Raw genomic sequence first — 23,163 nt, forward strand, 5'->3', positions numbered from 1 at the left:
ATTTTCAACCTTCCTTGAATAGCCACAATATTTGTGTATTTTATCGAAAAGCGCCGTCAGCATTTAATTATTTATTCAGGAATCAAACGAAGCGTGTGCTCCGGATGGTCCGCGATCAGAGAGAGAGGTAAACCGTCCAGCCAAAACGGTTGCTGGTCCCGGTAAAATGCAGACAGCGGATGGCCGGATTGCCCGCCCGGCATATGCAAAATGCCGTCTTGCAGATGATTCGGCGACACCACCAAGCGCTCGCTGGCACCATAGTCGGGACCTGTCACCCGCACGCAATAACCGCCGCAACCGGCCACCGGCCGACGCGGCATATCCAGCACCGGCGACAGCAGCGAAAAGGCCTTGGAGAAAGGATGGGCGTGACCGACGACATTTTGTTTACCCCAATTTAGGTCGGCCAAGGTAATGCCCGAATGGCGGGACATGGCTTTTTCGGTACTGACGACCAATTGCGCCAGGATAAACCGATCCCAGTTGTTATACCTTGGGTCCGGCAATAATGGCGCGGGTTTTTCATTCAACAAAGTCTGCAAGGGAGTATCGACGTAATTCCAGGCATAAACAAAGTCCTTGTCGGCTTGTTTGCATGCGCTCAAAAACGGCGAGAGCACCGCATCGATCAATTGTTTGCGAAATTCGATCAAGACCGGCAGCCCCAAGCTTTCGATATCGGCGCGGCCGTTCCAACGCATCAAATAGCCGCGCAATTCCGCCAATGCCGGCTGCTGGTTGACCACTTCCGGCGTCAGCACTTGTAAAGCCAGTTGCTGATAATAGCTGTAGAATTCGGTTTCGGTATCTTGTTGCAGGTTAAACAGGGACCATTCGCTATGCTGTTTCGTTTGCTTGAGGCGCTGATCGATCCGATAGGCACGATAGCCGTTGGCAAACTGATGACCGATCGTGTAAGGGAAATCGGCGGCAAAACGCCGCTCGTTGGCCGAAACTATAATGCCTGCCGGCGGATCGACAATCCGAGGCATGTCGCTGGGCTGAACATAGTGATTCCAGCCGGTTTTGCCGTCCGCCCAAGAACGGCTAATCAAGCCGTCTCCGCCAAACCGGCGAGGAATTTTACCGGTCAGAGTCCAGGCGATATGCCCGTGTTCATCGGCGAGCACGACATTCAATTGCGGTCCGCCGGCCCGATTGGCAACCGCCAACGACTGCTCCAACGTTTCACTCTGTTCCAGTTCCAAAATATCGATATTAACCGCATCGACATCCAAGGCAACCCAATGAATCGCGACCGGCTCGTCCAGTATAGGTTGTTGAGCAACCGGCCCCCAAAGCGTTTCTCTAACCGTTAATAACTTGGACTCTTCGCCCTTAATCTCAATCACTTCCCGGCGTTCGCCGAAATCGCACCAAGCATCGCCATGCCGATATTGCCCGGAGTTATCCGGATTGATTTCCAGCTTGACCAAATCCAGAAAGTCGCCGGCTAAATTCGTCATACCCCATGCAACATGTTGGTTACTGCCGGCAATTAGAAAAGGCGTACCCGGTAAATTGAGACCAGCCGCTTTAACTTTGGGATAGTGAAGTTCGACCCGGTACCAAATGTTAGGCACACTAATGCCTAGATGCATGTCGTTAGCCAATATCGCTCGGCCATCGCCCGTTTTGCTGCCGCTTACCGCCCAGGCATTCGAACCGGCCAGCTCTTCGCCGGGCGAAGCGGTGGCTAATGTTCCGAAGCTGGTAGAGCGGTTGGCCAACAAGGTCTGCATGGATTGAACAGGGATTGGTTGCGGCGGCCTTAACGACGCGGCATGTTGCATCAATGCATCGGTAAAGCGGTCGCTATCCGGAGTAAAAAACGCCACGACATCGGCGGGCAAGGTGCGCTCCATAACGCTAAGCATTCGCTCGCCGCGTTCGGCCCAAGCGGTCAGATTGTCGAACATACCAAACACAATCAGCAAACTGTCTGCGGCTTGCCAAAGCCCAGGGCGATAACCGAGCACTTTAAACTCGAACGGTAATGCAGTATTTTGCTGAAGATAGCTGTTTACTCCCTCGGCATAGGCCTGCAAATATTGACGGTGGTGCACGGGCAACTTTGGCAATAGTTGCTTAGCTTTGACGTTGAAACCATAGATTCGCGCTTGCGTGTCGCTATTGACGGCCATTGCTCCGAAAACCTCCGATAAACGACCGGCGGTTTTACGACGCATCAAATCCATTTGAAACAAGCGGTCGCGGGCAGTAACGTAACCCAATACCCGTGCGGCATCGATCCGGTTATCGGCGCGAATCAGCGGAATACCGTGGCTGTCCGTGTCAATGCCGGCCGGAGCGGACAATCGGGCCAACTGAAACTCGCCATCCAAAACCGGCAGCGGTTGGAACAACCACCAATAGCCGAGGCCTGCTGTCGCAGCTAACAAACCAACAGCTCCCAAACCAATCGTTAACCCAATTTTTTTAGTCTTATTAGTCATCATCGAAAACGGTTGTCAAAGAGGCATCGTTTCCGCATCGGCAGGCTGCAAACCGTCTTGATCGGGCGATCGCTGTCTATGGGCCTGAGGATACTCAACGGCTGTAATACGGCCTTCATCGAGCTTGATGCAACGGTCGGCCAGATTAAAATATTTGTCGTCATGCGTGATGGCCAGCACCGTTTTTCCTTGCGCTTTCAATGCCGGCAACAAGTCGGTATAAAACAAATGTTTGAATTCCGGATCTTGATCGGCCGCCCATTCGTCGAATACATAAAACGGCCTGTCCTCTAAATAAGCCACCAGTAGCGCCAAGCGTTTGCGTTGACCTTGAGACAAATTCAGCGAAGAAAACCGGCCGTTTACGATTTCCACTTTATGATTGAGATGAAGGCGTTGCAAATAATCGTCCATCAACGATCGATTCCGCTCGATATCCACACCGTACAATTGATCGAATAAATAAAAATCGGAAAAAATCGCCGAAAAATTCTGCATATAGGCGTCGCGGTTACCGGCCTCGATAGCGCGGCCATTCCAGCGGATAACGCCTTGTTCGGGATGATAAAGACCTAGCAACAGCATTGCCAAAGTCGTCTTGCCGCTGCCGCTGCCGTTGCCGCCGATCAGGAACACTAACTCGCCCGGCCGGAATTCCAAATCGATGGGGCCGAGAATGAAATTGCGGTTTTCCTTTTCCCGATGAAAATTATGGGTCAGACCCGACAAAGTTAATGCGTTAAACTTTTCCGGCATGGTCAATTCGGCCAATCGATCAGCCGAATGGCATTCAGCCAGTCTATCGTCTAATTGAAGAATCCTATTCAACGATACTTTAGCCTTGCTGAATGCCGGTAGGCTGTTGGTTAAGATAGTGAGCGGCGACATCATGAATAAAAACACGATGACATAACCGCTCACAATTTCTTGATTAAGGGTTTGCCATACAGGGAATACATACAAAATCAAGCCGATGGTTAGATAATAAAGAAATTGTATCCACTGATTTACCCATAAATAAGCCACAGTAGCGCGGAAAGAATGGCCGCGATAGGCATCCGCGCTGCCGGCAAGAGATTCGGAAATAAACTGATCGCTTCGCCGGCGATGCAGCTTCAGCTCCCGCACAACTTCGGTCAATGCGGCAAATCCTCTGCTGAGCACATCGTATTCGTCCCGCGCGTTGCGCACGGATCGCATCGGTATGTCTTTGCACAGATTAAACGTTGTTATGCCGAACAGGATCACGCCTGCCAATACGGACGCCAATTGCCAGGACAGCCAGCTCAAATAGGTCATGCACCCGATTACGATGGCAAAATTTATACACAGCAACGGAAAAAGTTCGCTTGCATTAGCAATCGCGGCGACATCCTCGGTCAAATGGCTCAGCAATACCGGTTTCCCGATTTTCTGTAAATTAGGGTAAGGCGCGTTCAAGATCAACCGACTAATGTGCAACCGCAGATCCCGAACCATTTTGGTACTGAATCGATTCAACAAATAGTGCGAGATAAATCGGCTGACTAATACGATAACCGCAAGTCCTGCAAACCACCAAGGGGCGGCAACCATATCAAGCTTACCGGCCAAACTGGTATTGATGTAGGCAATCAACGCGGCATTACTTAGGCCGCTTACAGCGCCCGATAGAAATACTCCGGTAATGATGATCCACGATGATCGCCATAAAAAGAACAACATATCGACTCCAAAGGTTACGAATTGACAGTATCGCCCGATTATCCATTTCGCGTAGCCCGGATGGAGCGCAGCGCAATCCGGGAAGTTCGAAGCCGCGCAGTCCCGTATTCAGCTACGCTGCATACGGGCTACATGGCTAGAAAAAACGTGAATAAGACTTGCAACGTTAAATTGAAATGTCGCCTACAGTACAATCGGGAAGTTAGCCGATTTCATGCCTATCGACACGAAATAATGAACCCGTAAAAAAGGATGGCCGGCATGTCGATTCCGAGCCGAATTATGAATTCATCATCTAATAGATCAGGCAAAAAAAAACCGCATCCATATGATATATATAGATTTTATTACTCAGATAAATCATAGAAATAAGAACTGTCTATCCCTCTTTATAAAGGAAGACGCTTTGAAGGTGAAATAACCACAGTTGTAAGGCAGGTATAAAAGGAAAAGTTAACGAAAATTGACCGACAATCGTTGCGATACAAAACAACGCACATTGTCTGTAAACAGCCAAGGGAGGAAGAAATATTAAACTGTGTTATTTGCCATAGCTAAATTAAGGCATATCACACACATCATGCTCATATGGACTTACTGTATGATTCTAAGCTGTTGATATTTAAGGCCAACAATATATGGCTCGATAATTGCTTTCATGACTTTGCAAATGAGTCTTTATAACAGCGTAACCCGGATGGGGCGCAGCGCAATCCGGGAAGTTCGAAGCCACGCCATTCCCGTATTCCGCTACGCTTCATACGGGCTACGTGCTTATTGCAGGAATAGTAAACTGCGTCATTTACCATAGCTAAATTGCGGCATATCACATAATTCATACCCAAATGAACTTACTTTGCGCAGCTATATATATTTGATTTTTAAGCCATATAATCCATGGCTCGAAAATTGCTTAATATTAAGTTAACTATTGCAAAGAATAGCTTGGCAGTTACCGCTATCCAAGTGCACACAATTTTAACCGCCGCAAAATAGTCCCGCCGTCAAAAACCGGAAATAGAACATGAATCTTGAATCCGTTTACATTGAACATCAATCAGAATTACAACTGCACTTGGCTCGCATCGTCGATTGTCCGGAGATCGCTGCCGAATTGGTACAGGAAGTCTTTATCATTTTTTCCAAAGAAATCCGGAGGCAAAAGATAGATCATCCAAGGGGATTTCTATTTCGTACCGCCAAAAACCTTGCCTACGACCACATCAAGCACCGAAAAGTAACCGAAAAACATATCAACAACACCTCGCTGCTACCTAGCGAAGAAGCGCCTTCAGCCGAACATCAGGCCTTGGTCGAAGAAAAACTTTCCATCTTTTCCGCTATTGTTGACGAATTGCCGGAGCGCGTCAGAGAGGCCTTTATTTTAAACCGCGTTTACGGCATGACCTACGCGGAAATAGCCGTAGAACTCAATATTTCCGGAAGCGCTGTGGAAAAGCTGATATCGAGAGCATTATTGCATTACCGTCAACAATTCAAAATCCGTCAGTCCGATCTTAGTAACGACTGAGGTGAAAATGAAAGTAAATCGTCTTATTCATTGGAAGGGCTATGACCGGCAAAGCGCACAGCCTTACATATTAACAATCTAATCCAAGCGCGCCAAGATTTTTCGCGAAAGCTGAAATGGGGTCCGTCCGATTTCAGCAGCGAAAAATGACTTGGCGATTATTGCCTTCGGCGGCCCCGATTCGCCCTGCGTCCGTGCCACTACGCCACATCATCGTAAACTCGATGCGGCTCCGTAGCACTCCCACAAATGGCTTTACGCCGTGTCGCGATGCCTTGTATTTTGCCTCCGCCTACGCTATTCGCGCAGACTCCGGCAAAACACCCGGCGCTACGGCTATCGGGGACTAAAAATCTTCACTTCGCTATCGCTCCGTTGTTGAGTAGACCGCAGGCACTTCCCCCACAGACTCTCGCAGAACGGTACGTGAACCTCTCGATTCATACCGCTCCCATCAGGCAAACGCACCTATCATTCCCGCCCGCCAATGGGCAAACAAGTTTGGATGTTGATCTGCAATCTTCTCCAGAAACAGCATTGCCTTTATTTTATGCTGGCGTAGCGGCTTGAACTTTCGTCTTACCCACCTCACCAGAGTCATGTTGACGTGACGACACATACCATATAACGCAGATCGGGTATAACAACCATAATAGCCTATCCATCCCCTAATGATGGGATTCAACCATTGTGCTATTTGCCCTAAGCTCAACTCGGTACGCGTTCTGACTCGTAACTTTCTGACCTTTCCTCGCATTGACTTCAGCGCCGCTTTACTCACCGCCGGCGTAAAGTTTACAAACACACTGTTTCTTTTGCGATTCCTACACAGTCGCCGTCTGAACGTATACCCCAGAAAATCAAAGGAGGTATGCTTATAGCGCCCTTTGCGACTTCCATCTTTACAGTAAACAATCTTGGTTTTCACCGGATGAAGTTCAAGCCCACAGGACTGAAAGCGTTGTTTCAGTGCTTCCAGCATGTGTTTGGCTTCTGCCTCACTCCGGCAGTGCACCAGACCATCATCGGCATAACGACACCAGGGTGTATCCGAGTAGTGCTTTTGCAACCATTTGTCGAAGACATAGTGCAGAAACAGATTACTGAGCACCGGACTGACAACTCCACCTTGTGGCGTGCCTTTTCCCCGGCTACTCAATTCCCCATTGGGCATCTGCATCGGCACCGTCAACCAGCGCTCGATATACAATCTCACCCAAGCCGTATCGGTATGCTTATAGACCGCTTTAAGCAATAGATCATGCGGTATATTGTCGAATAATCCCTTAATATCAAACTCAAGTACCCAGTCATAGCGCCAACAACGTTCTCGCGTGACACCCACCGCATCGAGTGCTGACTTATTCGGCCTGTAGCCATACGAGTCAGGCAAAAGTGCGGCTCAACCTGGGGTTCAAATTCCAGTTTGACGACCATCTGAGCAATACGATCACTCACGGTGGGTATACCCAAATCCGTTCGCCACCTGCTTTCTTCGGTATGGCTACCGCTTTGACAGGCGGCGGGAAGTAACTGCCGGACGACAGCCGATTCCATAACTTGTAAAGATTGTCTTTCAGATTTCTTTCAAAAAATCTGCCAACGATTGCCTATCAACACCTGCAGCACCCGCATTGGCTTTCACCAATTCAAATGCACGCATCACTTGCCATTTCGAAATGACAAATGGCTTTGCCTCGCTCATATCATCCTCCTGCCTTTCAACAGTTGTGATAGCAATAAAGGCTGCCTGATGTTGCCCCTTCGCTCCTCGTTCATTACAAACGCTTCAACACTACTACGAGCAACTCCGCCCCAGTATCACGCATCGGTACTCTCATACTTATCAATTTAGTGATTTGCATTTCTCCCTTAACATCATGATGACTGGTTCCCACAGTTCCCATTGAAAGCCCGGTACAGAGTCACGCCCACTATACGCCGGACACCATCTGCACAGACTTCGGATCCGCTTGCAGACTCATCCCTGAAGTCTTGGACGCCCCAGGTTTTGATGTCGAGTCTCTGAATAACGACGCGTCAACATAGGTTCGGTTTAACTCGTCTCTCTGTACCCTACCTGCTAATTATGAATTAGCTTTTCCTCAACGCTCACTACCTGCACTCTTAATACAAGCAGCTTGAGGTGGTTTAAAGCCGGTTTCCGACAACAGACTTTGATGGACCTACCATCATCTTCCAATGAGCTTATACACATCTGATCGCTATTTCCGTATAGCGTCAGTTTGTGTGCCTGTGGCACACTCCAAGATTTTCAGCGGACGGAGAATGGCATGAATTGGGACGAGGAAGACACAACTATTTATCAGGTCGTAATCAATCACGAAGAGCAATACTCCATCTGGCCGGAATACAAAGACATCCCAAACGGCTGGAAAGCCGTCGGCCCCAAAGGCCTAAAACAGATATGCCTTGATTATATCAACGAAACCTGGACGGATATGCGACCATTAAGCTTACGGCAGCATATGCAGCAAGCCGGATTGGAGTAAAATTTTAGGCTCTGTTCTCGTTGGGGGTTGAAAAAACATCGGCAACTTTGCAGGACGGGTTATTTAACCCGTCCCTAACGTTTCAATTTGCCCCAAATATCTCGACTTGCCTTAGCCACGGCCGAAACATTCAGGACGTGGCGCAATACCGTCCTGCCAAAAAACACGTAGCCCGTATGCAGCGCAAGCGGAATACGGGGAATTCATCGCCACGCCGGCCCCGTATTCCGCTACGCTCCATCCGGGCTACGCTGCTTTTTTATATTCAAATATGGGATTAACTCTGCCAGTATGTAATCGTTTAGCCCCCCATCACTAAAAAAGTAGCATCTCCCGTTAAAACATGAAAAGCTATAGGACATGACGTTGAGCGACCGAGACCTTAGCCAAATGGACACGGACTATCTGGATGATTTGCCGGAGGGTGAGTTGCGTCCATTGAGTAAGCAACTGTTGGCGGATCTCAAAGAAGCCCGAGAACGACTCAAACAATCCCCGGATACGAGTTCGCGTCCGCCGTCATCCCGGGAGCCTTGGCAATCGAATCAATCCAGCGCCGAACCGTCGGAAGAAGCGCCGGCAACGGACGACTTGTCGGCACTGGATTCGTCTGAGTCTTCGTCAGATGACTTACCTAGCCAGGACTCGGCAACACCTCCGGCGGCGACCGGTGATAGCGGAAAGCCTAAAAAAAGCCGGGCGCCAAGTCGGTAGCCCAGGCTATAGCCGCAACCTGACCTTACCGGTGACACGGACAATTGAGCATCGCCCGGATTGCTGCGCCGCGTGTAGGCAATCGTTTGCCGACAACACCGACTACCGACCCTGGAACGCCCGGTTCGAACTGGAGCTTGAAATCGGCAACGCCGAATCGCCGAAATTACAAATCGAACATAGCCGACATGACTACTTCTCGGCGACCTGTCCCTGCGGTCATCAAACCCGCGCCGAGCCCGGGCGAGGCGCCGACGAAGATGGCTGGAGCGTAGCCCTGAGCGAATGGCATCTGTGCGGCCCTCGGTTGGTTAGCTTTTTTGGTTTATCTCTCATTGTCCCTACGGGCATCGCGCAGCAGAATCCAAGCCTATTTGCGCGATTGGCTGGGAATCTACCTCAGCACCAGCACCATCAATCAATGCATTCATGAAGCGGGACGTGCCGTTGCGCCGGTCGTCGACGAGCAGTTGATCGCGGAACTCAAGGCCGCCGGCCTCTTACATATCGATGAAACACCCTGGAAAGAAGCCGGGCAGTTATTTTGGCTCTGGGTCTTTGTCAGCGCACAGACGGTGATTTATCAAGTGGGCAAACGCCATCGTCTCGTCGTGAACCAGCTCTTAGGGGAAGCGTTTTGCGGCTTACTGATGACCGACGGCTACAGCGTCTATCGCATCTTTCCTAGGCGCTTGCGCTGTTGGGCGCACTTGGTGCGCAAGGCCCGAGCACTGTATCAGTGCCTGGATAGCGAAGGACAAGCTTTCGGCGAAGCCTTGTTATTGGCCATGATCCTGTTGATGCGCAACATCCACCGACTCCGCGAATCGCCGCCGGATGCCGAATCCTTATGGGCGCAGAATCAACAGTTGCTGACCTTGCTGCGCTCGCTCTGCGAGACGCACCGAGACATCGCGCATGTTGACAGCCGACAATTAGCCGGCGAATTTCTCAACGATTGGGAGGCCATCGTGCGCGTGGTCGAAACGCCGGCGCATCCATTGACCAACAACGTGGCGGAACGCAGTTTGCGGCACTGGGTATTGCTGCGCAAAATCACCTTCGGTTCGCGGACGGCACAAGGCAGTCGCGTGGTTGCCTTGCTGGCGAGCGTGATTGATACCGCGCGTTTGAGAGACCTGAATCCTTGGGAGTTTATTGCTCAAACACTGGCCGAACGCCGTAAAAACCAACCCGTCCCTCGTTTGCCTATGCCGGTTTTGGCGTGATAGGAACAGGGGGGGGCTAAACGATTACGCCAGTATTGCTGACGGAACCCGGAATCACGCCACCCGCCTCTCCCCCAGAGTAACCCGGATTTCTACGCTATCCCACGGTACATACACTTTATTCTCATCGCTTTTTTCAATCAACCCGTGCGCCATCATGGCTTGAATATCGCGGTGCACGTTACTGTAATTGCGCCCGAGTCGCTTGGCCAGTGCGTAAATGGATTGCGCCCCCGTAGCTTTCAACACATCCAGCAACCGGCAGCGTTCGCCGGTAAACTCGGCAAACAATTGCCCGGCATCGGTAAACCCCAGATGATAATCAGCCGGGGCTGACTCGCCGGCGTCAATCGCCTTGACCAACGCCAGCGACCGGGTAAATACATTATCCAGAGTGCTCAATTCAATAATCGCTTTACTCATTGTTCACGCTCCATCACGCGCCGCACATCGCTGCGAAAATCACTAATCAGGGTTTCATAATCGGTAAACCAATACGGTCTTTCATTCTCGCCATCGTGAATGTGATCACCCTTACCTCGCTCATTGTCATAACGCAATCGGCATTGACCATTACGGCCGCAATATAGACGGTATTTATATAAATGGTCGCTACCCACCACCGGCGCGGCCAACCGCCAAATGACCATCTGCACCGTCCATTCTCCCAAGACGACTTTTTCATTTAAAACCGGTTCGGCTTTAGTTTTCATGTATTGCATTCTAAGCAATATAGTGCTTAGAAGCAATGTTTTAAAAGGTCAGATCCTGAGGTATCCCCACAAATCGCTAGTTCCCAAGCTCTTTGCTTGGGAATGCAGCGCATAAATAACAATAAGTTATATATTACATGAAACATTATGTTGTTGACTTTATAGTCGTTTATCTTCATGGCGAATGAATTTTTTATGATGTATCCGCGAATACTTTCGTAGCGCGTAGCCCGTATGCAGCGCCAGCGGAATACGGGGAATTCGTAGCCTCGCCTGTCCCGGATTGCACTGCGCTCCATCCGGGCTACGGTGTTCAATGATCGTCGAACACCGCCGGCAAGTTCGGCGCATCCAAAATCCGCTCTGCCCAGATTTCGAGTTGCTCCGACGTGGCTTGATCCAGACGTCGTTGAATCGCGCCCGGCAACGGGCCGAAGCGTTTGATCAACTGGCGCTGAAGCAGTCCAGCCTCGCCCTCTATTTTTCCTTCCACTTTTCCTTCGGCCTTCCCTTCCAATTTACCTTGCTCCAGAGCCAAACGCTCTATCGACATCACATAAGTCATCGTTTCCGCCTCCAGTTGTTTGATTTCATCGGTTAATTGCCGTTCTAACTCATCCGGGAGCTGCATCAGCCAATCTATGACCCGTAACAACTCCATAATATCCTGCCGCGCGTAATCGCGCGACAACCGAAATAATTGCTCAAATATGTAACCCCTTTTTCTACCAATGTATACGAAAAAACCAACTTATCTTTCAATTTTCAACCATAGCAAATTATTTTATATAGCTATTTTTTGGGGATATCTCAGGATCCGACCCTATTTATTAACAACGTCATCTCGTTAGGGATTGCCGAGATCCAGCCCACAAGGAACTACCGCAACCTACAACCAGACCCCTACCCGAGATGCTTGTAAACAATCTTCGGCATATCCGCGCCCGAAATAGTCACTGCACCACTCAAGCCATTAGCTAAATCCAAATCGATCAAACACCATCCTTTCGGCGAACCGCATCCGCTCGGCAACGACAAGAATCGGCTCGGCCCTTGCACTGCGGTTTCCACTTGAGAAACATCTAACGAAAATCCTAGGCCGACAGCTTTGATGAAGCTTTCTTTCCTTGTCCAAAGTCTGTAAAAAAATTCTTGCAGCCGCTCCTTCGGCAAATCCGACCAAAACCGAGTCTCTTCCTCAGAAAAACATAACGCCACAATCCCATGATAATCGACCCGATCCGTCCATACTTCGATATCGACGCCGATATCATAAGCATAACCGACACCAACCGCCATATGATCGCCGGAATGAGCCAAATTGAATCTAATGCCATTGGAATTGCCGCAGGCAACAAAAGGTTTGCCGTGCGCTTGTGTTGAAAACGTGATTGTTTCAGGAGGCATGCCCAGATACTCGGCCAAAATCAACCTGAGCTTCCCGTGGCTTGCCACATAACTCCGGCCACGCCTTGTTTGCACAAAACGCAAGGCCTTATCTTGCTCATTTTTGTCCAGTAGAGACCAATAATACCGATACTCTTCATCGGTAATGACTAACGTTTCAAACCATAAATCGATCTCCATACATAATCATCCTGCGATCGATCAAATCGTCGATCACGAAAAGCAATATTCGATCCGGCCCGATACAAGGAAATCCCCAACGACAAGCGCGCCGTCAGCCCCTAGTAAGAATGCCCGGATTACATCAAGGAAGTCTGAATCAATATGCGACCGCTGAGTTTACGGCAGCATATGCGAGGTGCGGGATTGGAATAATGGAAAAAATCGGACAAAAGGATGTATACAACACTTTTACCGGCCAGCGGATTCAATACACAACAGTCATTTAGTACCAAGCATCAAAATTGGAAAGAGTAAAAGCCTAAATCGAGGACTGTTCAACTTCTATCTTGATAACTCGCTAATTTCCGCAGAATTGCTTTCCCCTTAAAATACCAAGAAGCAATTTCAAATAGTAAAGGTGTATGCCAAGGTATGCCCGGTGGGGGCAGCCATCTCAAACGACGTGGATCATTCCAGAAAAAAACAACAGCCGATGTGAATTCCTGCGTGTCAACGCCATGCCACCAATAGATTGGAAAAAAGAGCATTTCTCCCGCGTTGACTTCACACTCATAGTAGTTTGCATTTACATACAAAGGATACTTTTCTAAATCAACGGGCTCCTCCGTAATTTTGCTAAAATTATATTTCTGATATAAAAATTTAGTTTGATCAGGTGCGAAAAGTTTAACTTTTTTACGGCCAGAAACAACACAAAGCAAAGCTTTTCCATAAGGATGAAAATGGAGCTGGGAATATACATGACTCCCGATATAGCAAACCGCCAACGGATCCGAGATATAGTCAAATCTGGTGTATGGCTGAATTGAATCAGGCGGCCATCTGCTGTGTATCTTCTGTCTGCTTCGGTTCCATGATGACAGCAATGCCATCCTGAAAACGGATGCCCTCAATCACCTCCGGCAATCGTTTAAAGCCGCGAATCTTGCGCCAACTCTTCTCGGCGGTTAGCGCCAATTGGAACACTAAGCCCAACAAGGTATTGCGCGACACGCAGTTCTTAGTGCGGGTTGTTCGATGGCGTATCGTCCCAAAGCTGGATTCGATCGGATTCGTCGTCCGAATGTGTATCCAGTGCTCGGCGGGAAAGTCGTAAAAGGCCAATAACGATTCACGGTCTTTTGCCAACACGCTCACTGCCTTCGGATACTTGGCTTCAAAATCAAGTAAGAACGTGTCAAAGGCTTTATTGGCCTGGGCTTTGGTATCCGCCATCCAGATCTCCTTCAGCCCCGCCTTGGCTTTACCTTGGATCGAATCCGGTATCGCCGCTAACACATTCGCGGTCTTATGTACCCAGCAACGCTGGTGTTGTGTTGTGGGCCAGGCCTCATTGACAGCAGACCAAAATCCCAACGCACCATCGCCGGTGGCCAATTTAGGTGCCCCCGTGCCTGTAAATCCTGTAAGACACTCAACCAAGAGGCTTTCGATTCCCGATAACCATCCGATTAGGCCAGCAAGCGTTCCTCACCTTGTTCGTTGACACCGATGATGACCAGTAAACACAGGCTCTCATCCTCGCCCCACAGCGTCGAATAGATACCGTCGGCCCAGACATACACCGTGCGTTCCTGCGATAAATCTCGTCGACTCCAGGCCAGATAATCTTCAGCCCACTGGGCTTTCAGACGGCTAACCACGGCAGGCGACAAGCCTTTAGCATCGTCACCCAACAGAACCGATAAGGCCGACTGCATGTCGCCTGTTGAAATGCCTCGCAAATATAGCCAGGGCAAGGCCGCTTCCACCGCGAATAAGCCTTCCAATTCGAAACAATCCCGGATATTAAAACCGGTTTACCCGGTTCTGCATACAGTGCATTAAATTCTTCTATCGACGGTGCATGAGCGCGTGCTACTTTTAAAGGTAAGGTATAGCTTAGCTTCATTATGCATCCTTATATAAATTACAAATGACTTGAAAAAGTGCATGAATTAATATATTAAAATTTATCATGCCAATTATCCTATATAAAATATTATCCATAAGATAGTTTTATTCGATACCAGGCACTCGAGCTAATTAATATTTTTGAAACGCTTGGATTGTATATACATAAAACATCAAATGCATTGGTGCCTACAAGTACCAGAAAATACGGCACCAAATCGCACTAAAAATACATGTTTACATATTTTTGCTAAGCGTATATTATGAAAGTATTAATCTACCAAATGATATTAACTTATCTTTATCGTTAAGCCCTTCTACTTCTATTTCCCCTTGTGAAAACGCTTCTATTCCGTCCCTTATACCATTAAACATATCGGATAATAAAGAAGATGATAATCGTAACGTAAAATCGGCTTGCGTATCTCCTTTTACAAAAATCGTTTCCTGACCCGACAAGTCGATGGTCCAAATACCATCTTCGTTACCTATTAGCACGATTTTCCAAATCCCTCTAAGCAAAGGAAAGTTGGCTCTATTTGCTCTAATTGCATTTTCGAGATATGTTTCTAATATATTTGTATCAATTTCCTTTGCTCTATCGCAGCTACCTTTATTTTGATAATAGTTGTCGAGATTACCGTAACCCAACTCGCAAAGTAGAGCGTCAAGTTTTGATAAAAACTTATCAGGTATTCCAGATTTAGGTACTTCTGTCCCCTTTCCAACAGAATCTTGACGAATTTTACTGGATAGAAGCGCTCTACCATCCCCTTCGCCATTATCATGCTCAATCTTAAATACTCTATCAATTAAATATTTATCCCAATAGACACCCAAAAAATTAAACAACCTCTCTAGAGTCTTTTCTGGCTCCAGAACGATAGATTCATATTTTACTCTAAAACAGCGAGCTTGATGCTTCTTTTCAAATTCCGAGAGCTTTTCAGTCTTTTCTAGCCAATTTTCCGTCATGGCGGCAATGATATTTCCTGGGTTCCGATGCACAAAAGGCACATGCTCAGGAAGAAATCGATGTTTACTTAAATTTAAGCTGGAATGAACAACATCCATACAATGGCGATAGAGGCAAATGTATTTTGCATCAGGGTAATGCTCGTCTAGCAAATCCAGATGCTCTAAATTCATTGGTGTCTTTTCGCACCAGATGGATTTGTTTTTTTCTATGATATAACTTGTCATTATATTATCAATAATCTTCCTGGTTTCGTTTAAGACGAAGTTTCTTTTGTCTATGGCGCATAAATTTTTTTGGTTTTGCATCAAAGTGCTAGTTAGTAAAATATTTAAACTGGCGCATAACTCACCTATATATAGATGTCCTGGGCACGCTATTTCCTTATGAGAATCGACTATATATCTCAACATCGTAGAGCCAGATCTCTCGCATGAAAGAATAAACACTGGGTAAATAAAGTCATGATTTACATTTTTTTTCATATAGACACCTTTCTAATATATATTTTTCACATCTTAAGCCTTAGCATTACAGCGTGGAGATGCTGGAGTATTCAGCAGATAGAATGCTGTTATAGGAACTATAAGGATGTAATTACAATGTCCATTGATGTATACCTATATGAAAACCAAAATAGTGAATGCCTAGTTGTATGTAATGTATTGCTTTATAAGTGCTCGGCGCCAATCAAAATCAGTTTTATTGATTAACAAGCCCTTAATTTTTTGAGTCAGTACAACTTGAGTATAACAAAATGACTTAAAGGCCATTAATGCTGGCACTCATGCTTTGGAGTAAATAAATTATAAGTGACTATTATCTATATATCAAAACTCAATTTTAATCGACCCCAAAAAGGTCCTCGATGTAGCCGGTATAACATTAAGTCGGGATTCGCTATTGGAAACATCATAGTAACGTTTGTCGAGAAAATTAATTACATTAAATTGGGTTGATAAGCGAGTAGAACCTACTTTAATTTTGTATCCCAATGCTGCATCAACCCTAAAAAAACCAGGTAATTGAAAACTATTTGCTCGATCACCTTCTTTATTGCTCGAAAAATATACTCCGGTTCCTATATTAAATCCAGGTAAATCAAAGTCGGCAAAATCATATTTAGTCCATACTCCACCACCATGCTCCGGCACGTTAGGTAGCCGATTCCCTAAAATTGAATTTTGGTCTTTTGTAATTCTCACATCAGTATATGCATAATTAGCTATAACACTCCAATTTTCGGTAATCTGACCGGAAAAATCGAATTCGATACCTCGACTACGAGCCTCACCTACAAGTTCACTTAATCCGAGCGACGCTAATTGAAGGTTACTATGCGGCACGGATATGTTTTTCTTGGTCAGATCAAAATATGTCAAAGTTGCCGTTAATCGGTCATCAAACCATTGCCCTTTAACGCCTACTTCATATTGCTGTGATAATTCAGGCTCAAGCGTTTGTCCATCGCTTAACTCAACAAATGCATTTGCAGCATTAAATCCTTTGACAAAATTTCCATATAGACTTACCCAAGAAGCGGGCTGGTAAAGAATCCCATAACGTTGACTGAACTCAGCATCATGTGTTTTGTTACTGCCCAAAAAACCGAGAAAATCTGAATCGGATGATGTTTTAGCGTTATCATAACGGCCACCTAATAGAAGATGTAATTGATCGTTAATGGTAATTTGATCTTGCAAATAAATTCCGTACCAATTATTTTTAGTTAGGAAAAAAATATCTTTTTGCTGCGACAAATTAACTGTAGACGAATCATACACGGGCGAGAAAATATTAATCGGATCGGGTGCATTCCCGCGAAATGGAACAAAATTGGTGCTAGTATTTTGTTGGTTAAAATCCCGATAATCCCCACCTACCAATACATTATGTCTCACGCCCCAAGTATTGAATTTTCCATTGAAATTAATGGTAGAGAACCATGCTCCTTCACTTATAGGGGTTTCCGAGTAAGCGCCACGGATCATATCTCCCGTTGTTTCATTGAAGGCGATTGGAAATGTAACCTTATCTTTCACACGACGATCATAGCGAGTTAAATTCGCGGTAACTTTCCAATCATCGTTGAAATGATGATCGAGTTTTATAGTCTCCTGAAAGATATCAACCTTAACGAAATCATCCGGTTCTCCAAAGAATCGGCTTATCGGTACGTTTGCCGGACGTGTGCCGATAACAGGAATACCGTTATCTGGTACAAAGTTATGATTCTGATAAGAAAAATCAAGATCAATCTGTGTTGCATCCGTGACATTCCAGGACAATGCGGTTGTCAAATGCAATCGTTCATTGCCCACGTAATCTCGAAACGAATTATTATTGAGGTATTCCAGATTAAACCGATACGAAAGTTCTCCATTTTGATCAATAGGGCCTGTTGTATCGAGCGAGGTTCTATATAAATCAAATGAGCCGAATTGTTGTTCAAGAGAGTGATAAGCTGTCTTCAGAGGGCGCTTAGTGACCACGTTGATCAACCCACCGGGTTCCAAACGTCCATACAACATGCCGGCTGGCCCTTTAAGAACCTCTACTCGTTCTACACTGGCGAGCGAGAGTGTAGTTCCCGGTGTAAGAAAACCATCACGATAGACATTTTGCTTTACGTTAAATCCTCGAAGATAAAAATTCTCATATTGAAAGCCCAAGTCATCCCCTTGAAATACGCCGCTGATATTTTTAGTAACATCTTTCAAACGGATTGCTTGTTGATCGTCCATAACTGCCCGGGGGACTACCTGCACCGAAAACGGTGTTTCCATAATTGGCGTATCGGTCTTGGTCGCTGTACTGGCACTAGTGCGATTGTAATTGGGGTTGTACGGATCAGTCGAGTCGTAAACGGCCTGTCCAACCACTCTCATAGCAGGCATAGTCGTTGGATCCTTCGCTTCAGCCAATTGTATTTTCTCGACCGTCACAGTGCTATTCCCTGTAATTCGATAACTTAGGTTGCTACCTTTAAGCAACTGGCGCAACGCTTGTTCGGTGGTATAACTGCCCTTCAAACCGTTGGATTTAACTTCGTTTACAACGTTGGCTGGGTAATTAATATCGAGATTGGACGTATCGGAAAAATCCTCCAATGCCTTGGACATGGACCCGGCAGCAATATCGAATTGGTAAACCCTGTCATTGCCTTCCGCAATCGATGCGGATGCGTATAACAAGCCGCATAGCATAGCGATCGACTTTACGGTATGCCGCCGACGGGATTCCTCTATTGAATTATAAATAGCAGTCCTTGTTGTTAAACTATGGGCTTTTCTGGAGCGAATCATGGTCGATCTCGTTGGTAATTTATGATGCCTAGGCATTTAGTTGTCGGGGGTATTTCAAAATATTCGTTTATTAAAACGTTGCCAGCTCTGCTTGAGCCTGCAGTTATTTAGTTAGAAGACGATTACCACCCCAATTTCCCTCCGAAATTTCTTCTCCTTTAGCACCGATGAATCCGCTACGCAAAAAATAGTCCCGATAACGGCCCAACAAGATGTCGTCGAACTCGCTATATTCGGCGCCTAAGATCCGCAATGCGTATTGACTAGCGAGACAGGCGTATCCGCTTTCGACACCGTCAGATGGTTCGATGGGATCGTCAGTAAATAGGCTTAGCAACGGCTTTAACGCAAAGTCCTCCATAGTTTTCGCCGAGAAATGTATTGCGCTTAGCCATTCCGGCATCGGCACCTTGCGTAGAGGGAAGTCTCCGTCAGAAAACCAATCCAACAACGCATTCGCGGTCGGCGGTTTAGGATGGTTTAAATGGAAAATGCGGTTTTCCGCACAATCAACCTTCGCTAGAGCAATGATGGCGCGACTGATGTCGTCGACAGTTGCCATTTCCAGCTTGGCATCGCTATCCGGCGCCAAGCCCATCTGCACGCAGCCTTTCAAAATCCGGCACAGGAAATCATCGGTATTCCATACGCCGTTGCGCCGGTCGCCAGCTACTGTCGCCGGGCGATAAATGGTCGTGAAAAATCCGCGACTGCCGGCAGAGCGCACAATGGCTTCCGCGACCCATTTACTTTGCGCGTACCCGCCGGTCAGGCTTGCGTTCAATAGCGGCTCGTCGGTTTCCGCAAATCCGGCCGGGCTGTTGGGTTTTCCGGCGAACACCGATAGTGTTGATACGTAATGTATTGCTTTGGGACGCTCGGTTGTCGCCATGCGCAGGACTTCGACACTGCCCAACACGTTTGCCGGTTTTAACAAGCCGTAAGGCTGTACGAAATTGACCAACGCACCGTTATGGAAAATCGCATCGGCAGTAGCAGAAATTTCCCGATAGCGCTCTCCGGTCAAGCCCAGTTTTTCAACCGCCAAATCGCCGCACACCGCGATGACTCTGGACCATTCGACTCGGTCGTACAACTCGTAACGCATCAACTGTGTTTGTAAGCGTGCAGTTGCCTGAGTTTCGTTCTGGGCTCGCACTAGGCAATACACGTTGGCATCCGTTTGCTCCAGCAATTCGACCAACAAAAAGGCGCCAAGAAAACCGGTTGCTCCAGTCAACATGACTGCCCGAGATTGATCGAGCGGCAAAGGTTGTGTCGGTAAGGGGTATATGTCGCAACCCAATTGAGTGTCAGCCAGCAGATTGATGTTGGTATCCGAAATGTCCCCAGCCAGCCAAGCGGTTTGCTGTGCAACCGTTGGATGTTCGAATACCGTTTTGACCGGAAATTTCTTCTGCAATCTTTTTTCGCAAGCAAACGCTAATTGGGTGGCCAACAAGGAATGCCCGCCCAATTCGAAGAAATCGTCTTTGATGCCCACTTGCTCGACACCTAAAACCTCTTGCCAAATCTCGGCCAACGCTTGCTCGGTATCGGTGCGCGGTGCTTCGTAGCTCGCTGCCATGCGCGCATGCCAATCCGGCGCCGGTAATTGTTTACGTTCCAACTTGCCGTTGGCGGACAGCGGCATGGTCTCCAGTACCACGAAGGCGCTGGGCACCATGTAGTCCGGCAGATGTTGTTTGAGCGCGGTTTTGAGGTGCTCAGCAAGGTCGTGCTCGGCTTCTTTGTCCGTAGCCTGCGGAACCACATAAGCCACCAACCGCTTGTCACCGGGTTGGTCTTCTCGTGCAATCACTACGGCATCCTTGATCGCCGGTTGTTGTAACAATTGCGCTTCGATTTCACCCAGTTCGATGCGAAAACCGCGAATCTTGACTTGGTGGTCGAGCCGCCCCAGGAACTCGAGTGCGCAATCGGCGCGGTAGCGCACCAGGTCGCCGGTCTTGTACAACCGCCCGCCGGCCGGGCCGAACGGATCGGGGATGAAGCGCTCGGCGGTCAGCTCGGGGCGTTGCCAGTAGCCGGGCACGATGCCGGCACCACCGATGTACAGTTCGCCGACCACGCCGGCCGGGGCCGGGTTGAGTTGGCGATCCAGGTTGTAAAGGCGGACGTTGGCGATCGGCCGGCCGATCGCTAAAGGCCGATCCAGGTCGTCCGGTCCGGCGAGATAAACGCTGCTCCAGACAGTGCCTTCGGTCGGGCCGTATTCGTTGTAGAGTTTTACATCGGGTAGCATGGCAAGGTGGCGCTTGACGACGTCGGTCGGACAGGCTTCGCCGGCAACGATGGCGACTTGCAGACGGCTTAAGGCTGGCGGATATTGTTCCAGGAGCACCGCATACAGCGAAGGCAAGGCCAACACGTGGGAGATGTCATGTCGCTCGATCAAGGCCGCCAGCGCCACCGGGTCTTTGCTGCTGTCTTCATGGGGTAGGCATAAACAACCGCCTTGAGCCAGGGTCCAGAAGATGCCGGCCACCGAGCTGTCGAAAGCAAACGAGGACAGCAACAGATAGGCTTTGACCGGTTCGGGATATTCGCTGAGCCGGGCCCAGGTGGAATGCAACGCGTTGCGGTGGTTCACCGCCACGCCCTTGGGCCGACCGGTGGAACCGGAGGTGTAGATCAGATAGGCCAAATGCAAAGGATGCACGCTCACTGACGGGTTCGTGGCGGAATACCCGGCAATAGCCGGCCCGTCGCGGTCAAGGTGGATGATACAATCTCTCGTCATCAAGTCCGTAGGGTGCGCAGCGCGTACTTTGTTCTCGTCAAATCCCGATTCAAGCCCCAAGGTACGCGCTGCGTACCCTACTGCTACTTCCGCATTCTCCGTAAGTTCGGCGTTCAGCGCTTCGCGGGTTAGCAATAGCTTGACGCCGGCATCTGCTAATATCAACGCCCGCCGCTCGGCCGGATAGTGAGAATCGAGCGGTACATAAGCCCCGCCGGCCTTCAAGATGCCCAGCAAGCCGATCACCATTTCCAGAGAACGTTCCAGGCAAATGCCCACCAGCACGTCCGGTCGCACGCCCCGGTCGATCAAATAGTGCGCCAGTTGATTGGCTTTGGCGTTCAGTTCGGCGTAGCTCAGTCTTTGGTCTTCGAACGTCAGCGCGACGGCGTCTGGAGTTTTCTCAACTTGCGCTTCGAACAGTTGATGTATGCAGCGGTCTTGCGGGTAGTCAACGTCGGTCGCGTTCCAATCGACTAAGATTTGCCGGGTTTCCGCCTCGCTCAGCAGCGGCAGTTCGCTGACTCTGCGCCGGGGGTCGGCGGCGGCCGCTTGTAGCAACCGTCGGTAATGCCGGCCCAGGCGTTCGATGCTTGTCGTATCGTACAGGTCGGCGTTGTATTCCCAGCTTCCGCCGATTTGGCCGTCCGGCCAGTCTTGAATGTGTAGGGTTAGGTCGAATTTGGCCACCGTGCCGGAATCTTCGATCAGTTCGACGGCTAAATCCGGCAGGCTTAAGATCAATTGGTCCTGTTTGGCCAAGACAAACATGACTTGGAATAGCGGACTGCGGCTGGGGTCGCGCTCGGGCTGCAGCACTTCGACCAGTTTTTCAAACGGCAGGTCTTGGTGCTGTTGGGCATCCAGCACCGTGGTTTTTATTTGTGTCAGAAACTCAGTCACCGTCGGGTTAGCCGATACGTCGGCGCGCAGAACCAAGGTGTTGACGAAGAAGCCGATCAAGCTTTCGATTTCCGGCCGATTCCGGTTGGCTACCGGGCTGCCGACACACAGATCGGATTGGCCGCTGTAACGGCCGAGCAGTAATTGGAACACGGCTAGTAGCGCCATAAACAAGGTGGTATTGTGTTGCCGGCTCAACTCCCGTATCGCTTGCGCCACGGCCAACGGCAATTCAAAAGCCAGACTGGCGCCACGGTAGGTGGTCACCGCCGGTCGCGGCCGGTCGGTCGGTCGGCAGGTCCAGCACCAGCGGCGCGCCGTCCAGTTGTTGCCGCCAGTAATGTAACTGGCGCTCCAGTACCGCGCCGCTCAACCATTGGCGCTGCCAGCAGGCAAAATCGGCGTATTGAATCGGCAATTCCGCCAGTGGCGCGGCGAGACCTTGCGTGAACGCCCGGTACAGCGCGCTGAATTCCTTGACCAGGAGTTCCGCCGACCAGCCGTCGGACAAGCGCGCCAAGATTTTTCGCGAAAGCTGAAATGGGGTCCGTCCGATTTCAGCAGCGAAAAATGACTTGGCGATTATTGCCTTCGGCGGCCCCGATTCGCCCTGCGTCCGTGCCACTACGCCACATCATCGTATACTCGATGCGGCTCCGTAGCACTCCCACAAATGGCTTTACGCCGTGTCGCGATGCCTTGTATTTTGCCTCCGCCTGCGCTATTCGCGCAGACTCCGGCAAAACACCCGGCGCTACGGCTATCGGGGACTAAAAATCTTCACTTCGCTAACGCTCCGTTGTTGAGTAGACCGCAGGCACTTCCCCCACAGACTCTCGCAGAACGGTACGTGAACCTCTCGATTCATA

General features: G+C 48.8%; 18 protein-coding genes and 1 pseudogene. 5 read left to right on the forward strand and 14 right to left on the reverse strand.

Annotated elements, in window-relative coordinates; translation table 11 throughout:
• Nucleotides 1–71 precede the first annotated feature (71 nt).
• Together EQU24_RS11880 and EQU24_RS11885 are read right to left on the reverse strand one after the other, a co-directional pair.
• Complete coding sequence (locus EQU24_RS11880; RefSeq protein WP_017839292.1) at nt 72–2,462, reverse strand: penicillin acylase family protein; 2,391 nt, start codon at nt 2,460–2,462, stop codon at nt 72–74.
• Between the two features lie 12 nt (nt 2,463–2,474).
• Nucleotides 2,475–4,163 (reverse strand): cyclic peptide export ABC transporter, encoded by a 1,689-nt coding sequence (locus EQU24_RS11885; protein ID WP_017839291.1) that lies wholly within the window; start codon nt 4,161–4,163, stop codon nt 2,475–2,477.
• A 1,024-nt stretch (nt 4,164–5,187) separates the two neighbouring features.
• On the opposite strand from EQU24_RS11885, the gene EQU24_RS11895 reads away from it, so the two are divergent.
• Nucleotides 5,188–5,694, forward strand: a complete 507-nt coding sequence (locus EQU24_RS11895; protein WP_017839290.1) for an RNA polymerase sigma factor — start codon at nt 5,188–5,190, stop codon at nt 5,692–5,694.
• Nucleotides 5,695–6,148: 454 nt separating this feature from the next.
• On the opposite strand, the gene EQU24_RS11900 is transcribed toward EQU24_RS11895, so the two are convergent.
• On the reverse strand, nt 6,149–7,087 hold the full coding sequence (locus EQU24_RS11900; RefSeq protein WP_244310880.1) for a reverse transcriptase domain-containing protein: 939 nt from the start codon (nt 7,085–7,087) through the stop codon (nt 6,149–6,151).
• 183 nt (nt 7,088–7,270) lie between these two features.
• Nucleotides 7,271–7,399 carry a hypothetical protein gene (locus EQU24_RS23290; RefSeq protein WP_279633395.1) on the reverse strand — a complete coding sequence of 43 codons (129 nt, stop codon included), beginning with the start codon at nt 7,397–7,399 and terminating at the stop codon, nt 7,271–7,273.
• 589 nt (nt 7,400–7,988) lie between these two features.
• Here EQU24_RS23290 and EQU24_RS11905 point away from each other — a divergent pair.
• The 4 genes from EQU24_RS11905 to tnpC all read left to right on the forward strand — a co-directional run bounded on the left by EQU24_RS11905 (nt 7,989) and on the right by tnpC (nt 10,150).
• The gene (locus tag EQU24_RS11905) at nt 7,989–8,207 is read left to right on the forward strand and encodes an MbtH family protein (RefSeq protein ID WP_017839289.1); all 219 of its coding nucleotides are present in this window, start codon (nt 7,989–7,991) and stop codon (nt 8,205–8,207) included.
• Between the two features lie 360 nt (nt 8,208–8,567).
• On the forward strand, nt 8,568–8,921 hold the full coding sequence (locus tag EQU24_RS23000) for a hypothetical protein (RefSeq protein ID WP_138767165.1): 354 nt from the start codon (nt 8,568–8,570) through the stop codon (nt 8,919–8,921).
• Complete coding sequence (locus EQU24_RS23005; protein ID WP_244310881.1) at nt 8,878–9,354, forward strand: hypothetical protein; 477 nt, start codon at nt 8,878–8,880, stop codon at nt 9,352–9,354. Before EQU24_RS23000 ends, EQU24_RS23005 begins: the two co-directional genes overlap by 44 nt.
• On the forward strand, nt 9,257–10,150 hold the full coding sequence (gene tnpC, locus EQU24_RS23010) for an IS66 family transposase (RefSeq protein ID WP_244310882.1): 894 nt from the start codon (nt 9,257–9,259) through the stop codon (nt 10,148–10,150). The genes EQU24_RS23005 and tnpC overlap by 98 nt, the downstream gene beginning before the upstream one ends.
• A gap of 54 nt (nt 10,151–10,204) precedes the next feature.
• Here the strand turns inward: tnpC and EQU24_RS11920 are convergent, their stop codons facing one another.
• From EQU24_RS11920 to EQU24_RS11970, 10 genes and pseudogenes are all read right to left on the reverse strand, one after another.
• Nucleotides 10,205–10,573: an HVO_A0114 family putative DNA-binding protein gene (locus EQU24_RS11920; RefSeq protein ID WP_017839287.1), complete on the reverse strand. Its 369-nt coding sequence runs from the start codon at nt 10,571–10,573 to the stop codon at nt 10,205–10,207.
• Nucleotides 10,570–10,872 (reverse strand): toxin-antitoxin system TumE family protein, encoded by a 303-nt coding sequence (locus EQU24_RS11925; RefSeq protein WP_026130008.1) that lies wholly within the window; start codon nt 10,870–10,872, stop codon nt 10,570–10,572. The genes EQU24_RS11920 and EQU24_RS11925 overlap by 4 nt, the downstream gene beginning before the upstream one ends.
• Nucleotides 10,873–11,176: 304 nt before the next feature.
• Nucleotides 11,177–11,554 carry a DUF4351 domain-containing protein gene (locus EQU24_RS11930; RefSeq protein ID WP_138767167.1) on the reverse strand — a complete coding sequence of 126 codons (378 nt, stop codon included), beginning with the start codon at nt 11,552–11,554 and terminating at the stop codon, nt 11,177–11,179.
• A 212-nt stretch (nt 11,555–11,766) separates the two neighbouring features.
• Nucleotides 11,767–12,450, reverse strand: a complete 684-nt coding sequence (locus EQU24_RS11935) for a 4'-phosphopantetheinyl transferase family protein (RefSeq protein ID WP_017839285.1) — start codon at nt 12,448–12,450, stop codon at nt 11,767–11,769.
• Between the two features lie 317 nt (nt 12,451–12,767).
• Nucleotides 12,768–13,220 carry a cupin-like domain-containing protein gene (locus EQU24_RS11940; RefSeq protein WP_175421684.1) on the reverse strand — a complete coding sequence of 151 codons (453 nt, stop codon included), beginning with the start codon at nt 13,218–13,220 and terminating at the stop codon, nt 12,768–12,770.
• A 43-nt stretch (nt 13,221–13,263) separates the two neighbouring features.
• A pseudogene (locus tag EQU24_RS23015) lies at nt 13,264–14,204 on the reverse strand (IS256 family transposase); the annotation flags it as partial.
• A gap of 403 nt (nt 14,205–14,607) precedes the next feature.
• Nucleotides 14,608–15,807, reverse strand: a complete 1,200-nt coding sequence (locus tag EQU24_RS11955) for a sulfotransferase family protein (protein ID WP_017839281.1) — start codon at nt 15,805–15,807, stop codon at nt 14,608–14,610.
• A 345-nt stretch (nt 15,808–16,152) separates the two neighbouring features.
• Nucleotides 16,153–18,627 carry a TonB-dependent siderophore receptor gene (locus EQU24_RS11960; RefSeq protein WP_083877609.1) on the reverse strand — a complete coding sequence of 825 codons (2,475 nt, stop codon included), beginning with the start codon at nt 18,625–18,627 and terminating at the stop codon, nt 16,153–16,155.
• A gap of 103 nt (nt 18,628–18,730) precedes the next feature.
• Nucleotides 18,731–22,561, reverse strand: coding sequence for a non-ribosomal peptide synthetase (locus EQU24_RS11965; RefSeq protein ID WP_138767168.1), 3,831 nt, complete (start codon nt 22,559–22,561; stop codon nt 18,731–18,733).
• Nucleotides 22,527–22,919, reverse strand: a complete 393-nt coding sequence (locus EQU24_RS11970) for a condensation domain-containing protein (protein WP_051056233.1) — start codon at nt 22,917–22,919, stop codon at nt 22,527–22,529. Before EQU24_RS11970 ends, EQU24_RS11965 begins: the two co-directional genes overlap by 35 nt.
• Nucleotides 22,920–23,163: the final 244 nt, after the last annotated feature.

The organism is Methylotuvimicrobium buryatense, from assembly GCF_005931095.1.
GTDB classification, from domain to species: Bacteria; Pseudomonadota; Gammaproteobacteria; order Methylococcales; family Methylomonadaceae; genus Methylotuvimicrobium; species Methylotuvimicrobium buryatense.